General features: G+C 43.3%; 6 protein-coding genes. 1 reads left to right on the top strand and 5 read right to left on the bottom strand.

All coding sequences use genetic code 11. The features are described 5' to 3' along the window. Positions 1-88: 88 nt before the first annotated feature. Positions 89-307 carry a hypothetical protein gene (locus GPLA_RS19620; protein ID WP_007106748.1) on the bottom strand — a complete coding sequence of 73 codons (219 nt, stop codon included), beginning with the start codon at positions 305-307 and terminating at the stop codon, positions 89-91. Between the two features lie 481 nt (positions 308-788). On the opposite strand from GPLA_RS19620, the gene GPLA_RS19615 reads away from it, so the two are divergent. Further along, positions 789-2,156, top strand: a complete 1,368-nt coding sequence (locus GPLA_RS19615) for a hypothetical protein (protein ID WP_153810601.1) — start codon at positions 789-791, stop codon at positions 2,154-2,156. 191 nt (positions 2,157-2,347) lie between these two features. Here GPLA_RS19615 and GPLA_RS24140 read toward each other — a convergent pair whose 3' ends face one another. From GPLA_RS24140 to GPLA_RS19595, 4 genes are all read right to left on the bottom strand, one after another. Further along, entirely contained in the window at positions 2,348-2,512 is a 165-nt protein-coding gene (locus GPLA_RS24140; RefSeq protein WP_226993165.1) for a GIY-YIG nuclease family protein, read from the bottom strand. Positions 2,513-3,091: 579 nt separating this feature from the next. After that, a complete protein-coding gene (locus GPLA_RS19605; RefSeq protein WP_040515482.1) occupies positions 3,092-4,279 on the bottom strand; it encodes an IS91 family transposase in 1,188 nt (395 codons plus the stop codon). Between the two features lie 10 nt (positions 4,280-4,289). Continuing rightward, positions 4,290-5,162 (bottom strand): tyrosine-type recombinase/integrase, encoded by an 873-nt coding sequence (locus GPLA_RS19600; protein ID WP_007106743.1) that lies wholly within the window; start codon positions 5,160-5,162, stop codon positions 4,290-4,292. A gap of 429 nt (positions 5,163-5,591) precedes the next feature. Beyond that, the coding region (locus GPLA_RS19595; protein WP_040515480.1) for a Fic family protein at positions 5,592-6,640 on the bottom strand (1,049 nt) is incomplete at its 5' end.

The following is a 6,640-nucleotide window of genomic DNA, read 5'->3' as shown; positions in this document are numbered from 1 at the left end:
CCAACTGATAATCTTAAGAACAGAAGTCAGTCGCATGAAAATTTATGACCAGCGGCTTCGAGACAAAGAACAGACATTCAGAGGAGCTTTAATATCTACTACGCACCATTTCAGCGAAACCAAGACACTTTGATTGATGAATAACATCTGTTGTAATGGCTAGATGGATGATTTGCATGATTTTACTTAAATGTTTAGGGTACTTAGCAAGCAATAAACGAAGCGGTATGGGTAAACTTAATACCCATTGGCGAACTAGATCGCCTTGTAACAAATCATCGACCAATAATTTTGCACTTTCAGCCATGCGTCTTGCGCCGCAATTGATAGTGTTGAGGATATTAATTTTGACGCGATTGCCACGTACCTCACTGAACGGATGGATAAGAGTGTTACAGCATTACAACAAATTGACGCTTAAACAAACCCTTACCCACGCCAACGAATGTTCGGCAATATGGACCGATGATTCTTGATCCGCATATACTGAAAACGACGGTTCGCATTTCGGACCGTCATGCTACTATCTCATTATCTATTAACCCTTTAGGTATGTAAGGTTAAAAATGGCGTGTCTATTGTGCGCTGAACGAACTGTTCAACTACGCGAAGCTGAAGATCAATTAAGATCGATTTTATCTCATTTTCTTAAAAAACCAATCGAGCAAGCAAAGCGCAGAGCAATTATCAAGCAGAAGCAACATGCTGAGAACCTAGCAAAAGTAATAAGCTTCCTGCAAATAAACTCGATTCCTATCAAACACGTCAATCACTACGATATCGAAAGCGTGCTGCAACATTTAGAGTTAACAAAACTGCTTTTATCTAAAGATGGCCCTCAAATACTCACCCTACGAGCTTTATTTAATCACGCAATGTCAATTGCTAAAGATGTTCAAGGCTGCCGGTGTTTGATAGAGAAAAGACTTGAGCAAAAAGAGTCAGAATTCATCACCCACGCCACCAAGTTAGTTAGCGACGCATTGAGCACTCAAATACAAGGACTCGATTACGTTCAATTCTCTGTTTTACCCAAACTTAACAAAAGCAATAAAGAACTCACCATTAAATTTGAGATGTTAGAGAATACTTTAGTTAAACGGTTTACAGGAAAAGACGCATTGAACAATGCCCTTAAATACGTAAGTACGTTAACCCCAGACGCTTTTGCTTCTTTTTACGATGTAGGGAGCCTTAGCAGTATAGAATCAAGAAAGCTGTTTGAGAAAGAAATACGCACTTATATTGAAAAACGATTTGATGATCATAAGTGCCTCGCTGATGTTTGGGTGATTTCGGCAAAAGATGTCCCCCATCACAATCGCCATCTGTTTGCTAAAAAGTTTAGGGCAAAGGATAGATACCCTATACAGATATCTCTGCACGGAGGCATGGCCAAACGCACATCTTTTAAGGATTTGAAACTATCTGAAAGTCGTTATCTACTCGAATTCATGCAATCAGGTCTGCATAGAGCAATCAATAAGGTGTATCAAAGCGACAATATGCTTCTATCGGCTGTACGTGACTTTGAGGTTAACTTTAATCGTAACAAGTCATTACATGCCAACTATGATGTTAAAGTGCATTATTCACAAGGCATTCCTTCCCAACAGTTTACGGTAAACCATCAAAGTGCGGTAAAGAGGCGTCCAGCATTATTGTTGGATGAAGAAGAATTTAGTTTTGCTAACAACAAAGATAATTATACGCATATCTTCCTTTATGTTTGGAGCGCTTTTGAGTCACGGTTGTTTAACAGAAATATATGCAAATTTGGCTGGGCGTCAGTATTAATCAATGATCACATGGATCATAAAACTATTTACAAATATATGCGAAGAGCAGTCGAAATTCGTCTTAGGGATTATTCTGGTAATTATGGGTTTGCACTTAAAAAAGCTGAACTGACCGCATTAACAGAACCCGCAGCAAAAGACAGAATAGAGGTTCAGCAATTAAAAACCATCGAGCAGGCATTCAAAACATGTGATCAATGGAATAACCCTACCATCAGTTCGATATCGAACGCCACAGAACTGCTGCTATGTAATGCGCCAATAGCCCACGCTTACCTTTGCGGGCTATTGGCGCAATACCCTGCAATACAATTGCGCGACATAGACAAATGCTCAAGAATGTTAAAGGTAAAGTAATGCACGCCATGGGAGAGTTGATTTGCTCTCCTATTTTGATTCACTGACGTTTTTTCTAGCCTGCTATTAATTTCCGATATTAGAGGATTCTTCCATGATCGATACCATTGTTTAAGCCTCTTATCTCTTAAAATAGCGGATTCCATTTCTTCAAACTGTTCAAAATGAACTAATTTAGTTAAGCTGTACTTTTAGCTAAAGCCTAGTATTAGCTTATTTTTATGTTGGTAAATTCGCTTTACCAAGGCACTTGTTAGGCCAATGTACAAAGTATCGTTGTGGCTGTTTGTGGTGATGTAAATTGCTGGTGATTTCAATCTCAAAATCCATTTGATCGAGTAAACCTTGGTGACCATTCAATTAAGAGCAGTTTTAGATCAGCCAATTAATTTATGGAGATTGTTGCCTTCGCAGCAATGACGGTGGATTTTATTGGCATTATTTTAGGTAAGCTTTACGCACTTTTGAGACCCACAACTTTTCTTTTCTACGGCAGCAAAAGACAATTATTAGCAGGTTCTAGACAACCGAAAACCAAGCCTTCCAACGACCGCTTTACGTACATTGCTGCCTTTTAAGTGCTAGACCGTAAACGACAGCAACTGTTTAGATTATCAGTTATCTGCCCCCCATTCAGATCCACGTTGATGTCCTCGTCTGGGGTAGATAGATGATAATCTCCAGTGGACGAAACCGCGGGATGTTACCCCGGTGGTATAGCTATGGGGATTTCGATGATGGAGGTGAGTCTGCCGTAGAGGATGATCGTCTTGATCACTTGTTTCCAGTCGTGCTTTCTTTCTATTCGCATCTATTTTTCACGTTTTTATTCAGTTTGTTTGCTTCGTTTTAATCCTTGTAATGTGGTTTTTGTGGCTTCAAGTACAGCGCTACCCTCACCAGTAAAGACGATTCTTTGGGAGCATCAGTGGCCACTAATTCAATGTAGGTGGTGCTCTTGGTAAGTAAGCGGGAAGCCTGAGCGCCGATACCGTCATTGGTGAATGACATTGCCTGCACACGAAGGGCGTTGAACTTGTCTCAGTGTCGTCGACAGTCTCTGCTGTTTCTTGCTCCGGCTCTACTTGCAATGCTTGCCTAGCCACATTGAGTTTGGCTTTACTGGCCAACAAACCATAATGCCGTATACGGTGAAACCCGGTTGGTAGCACATGCAACAAGAACCGACGCATGAACTCGCCACAAGTCAGTTGCATGGCGCGGTGCATGTTATTGCCTTTGCGCCGGTAGTCCTTGTACGTAAACGTGACGTGTGTTGCATCGATGGATTGCAGCCGCCGATTCGCTATCGCGACGCGGTGCGTATAACGCGACAGGTACTTCAGCACGGCTCTGGGCCCTGCAAACGGCGGCTTGGCATATACGACCCATTCCATGAATTGTTGCTGTTTGCACCATGCTGTGAAGTGCGCTGCGTGTTCAAAGCCAATAGCTTGGGTCAAGCCCCCGAAGCACAGGAGTTGCTTCGATGCATACAACTCCGCCACCCCTTGCATGTACAAGCGGCGAAACAAGCGAGACAACACCCGAACGGGCAAGAAGAAGCCCTTTTTACAAGCTTTCCATTGCTTAGCTTTATCCAAACCACCACCGGGGACAATGCAATGCACATGCGGGTGATGCATCATCGCTGAGCCCCACGTGTGCAAGACCATGGTGGTACCAATTTCAGCGCCCAAATGTCGAGTGTCACCGGCAATGATTAGCAGCGTCTGTGATGCGGCTTTGAACAACAGCTGATACATCAGCGCTTTGTTGTAAAAGGCCAGCTGTGCCACTTCGGCCGGTAGCGTAAATACCACATGGTAATACGCCACGGGCAACAACTGTTTTTCTCTGGCTGCAAACCAGCGTTTGGCACTGGCGCCCTGACACTTCGGACAATGCCGATTGCGGCAGGAGTTATATGCGATGGCATCGGTATCGCAGTGTTCACAATGCAAGTGATGGGCGCCTAGTTGCGCACTTCGACAGCGCTCAATGGCTGACATGACTTTGAGTTGCGCTAGACTTAGATGGCCACGATGTGCTGCTTTGTAATTGTCGCCAGACAGACGAAACACATCCGCCACGTCCAGTGGAGTCCGTGAGTTATTTGACATGTTGTCACGCTCACGATGCCAATGTATCTAGCGGACTGACCACCTCTTGCAACAGTTTGCTGGCGACTTGCGCATACAAAGCCGTGGTCTCCAGTTTACTATGCCCCAACAAGGTTTGGATGACCCGGATATCGACTTTATCTTCCAGTAAGTGCGTGGCGAAACTGTGCCGAAGCGTATGCATGGAGACTTTTTTAGTCAGCCCGGCGTCAATACACGCTGATTTACACGCACGACTGAGCTGACGGGTGCCGATTGGGTTGAGGGGATTTTGTCCCGGAAACAACCAACCGCCGTTAAGCATCAAGTGATGCGCTTTGGCATGTTTGTACCATTGGCGAAGGGTGGTCAACAGCATTGGCGATAACATCGCCATCCTGTCTTTCTTACCTTTGCCTTGCTCAATGCGCAACAGCATGCGAGAACTGTCGATATCCGTCACCTTCAGCGCAACCACTTCGCCAATCCGCAACCCAGCCCCATACGCGACCGAGAATGCAGCTTTGTATTTGATACTATGGGTGGCATCAATCAGTTGCTTAACCTCCTCTTTACTCAAGACCGTAGGCAACTTCCTTGGCACCGGCACGGTGCTAACTTTGAGCATCACATCGAGTCGATTCAGGGTCTTATGAAATAAGAACTTTAAACCCGATAACGTGGCGTTGATGGTGATGTTAGATGCGCCTTGCTCGACCAGCGCGAGTTGGAATTGCCGTAGTTCTTCAGCCGTGGCATCTTCTGGCGAGCGTTTCAAATACGCGGCGAGTTTCTTCACACCTCTGATGTAGCCGATTTGCGTTTTGGGACTGAGCCTACGCATGGTCATGTCTTCAATCATGCGCTGACGTAAAGGACTGGTGCTTTCTGTAAAATAACTCATGGTTTCACTCCTGAGTGAATTCAGGGCAACATTGCCCTTCCTTCAGCTTAGGAGCGGAGAACGAGATCAGAATACAATTATAGCGGTGGGAGCGGCACTGCTACCGCGTAGCGGTTTAGTCCATTGGCACATAGCTGCTATCCGCATATTCTTTTTTTCATGCCGATTCATAGCTAGGTAAACACCGCAGTTAAGCAATTATCGGATCGTGCCTGCATATAAAATAATCCAAAACTAGATCCAGATTACTTTCTTTTGAAATGGGAATAAAGTGCTTTGTAGGGAGGGCCTCACTTCCTTGGCTTTATATAAGAAAACACCATCAATTTGTCACTGAATCGCATTGATTTTGCATATTTTATGAACAGTTAGTTAACAGCATTTTTCTCTCATATGCTTACTAACTATTCATTCTATTAATGGTTAAACTTAATCAATCTCAAACACTTCTTGATATTTACTTTCTATTTCTGTTACTTCAACATCAGTAAGTGCAGAGAACTCCTTAGTCCTAGCTCTCTTCGATAATTGACCATTACTCTGACGCAAAAAGTTAAGTAGTAAACTTAAACTTTTCTGAGGCATATCAAATCGATTATTTACATAGTTCCAAATCTCATCGTATCTTTCAAGATAAAGAACTTCCTCAGGGAGTACGGTGTCTACTGTATCTTTTACACACTCAAACAAAAACTCCACTTGGCACGTCATATCACCATATCGATACAAGTCAGCCGTGTCGTTTGTTACATGAACATTGTTGTCGTCAGTTGGATGCCATTCAACATACTTTAAACGAGGCTGTGTAAACTGCTCTAACACGGCTTTGTACTCTTTTATTCTTTCTAAAATTACCGCTGAAATCGGAAAGATCACGCCTTTAGGTGTAAAACCACTTTCAGCTAATACATGATGAATTAAATAGCGATGAATTCGTCCATTACCATCTTCTAGTGGATGAATAATCACAAACGAAAAGGCAATGATTGCAGCAGCTAAAACAGGATGAAATCCTGAACCTTTCATTTTTTCATACGCACTTAGATAAGCCGCGAGCAGTTCATCTAGATCTTCTGGCTTTGCAGATATATGCTGAGGTATGGGTATGTTGGTCACACGGTCATGCCCACCTACAAAACCGCCAACGCAACGAATTCCCGGCACGACAAATCGACTATCCGGAATTACTACTTCTTGTAAACGCTCTATCTCTTCAACGGTTAATGGCTGCTTGCCTGCTTGACCGATAATTTTCCCCCATCGCTCTATACGATTATGAGGAGGCGTTTCTCCTTCAATGGTATATGAAGCCTTAGAGTCTGAAAGCAGTAAAAAAGCAGCGGCTCTTGCAAGTAAATCACTGTGAACAGCCCCTATATTTTTTGCCGCTTTTTTGTCTAATTTTTCCTCAATATACTGAACAAGCTTCTCTGTTTTTTTAATTAAAGGACAAAATCCATTAACACCCGGTAAGTTGT

The sequence above is a fragment of the Paraglaciecola polaris LMG 21857 genome, assembly GCF_000315055.1.
GTDB lineage: Bacteria > Pseudomonadota > Gammaproteobacteria > Enterobacterales > Alteromonadaceae > Paraglaciecola > Paraglaciecola polaris.
This window is presented reverse-complemented; position numbering and strand designations above follow the sequence as displayed.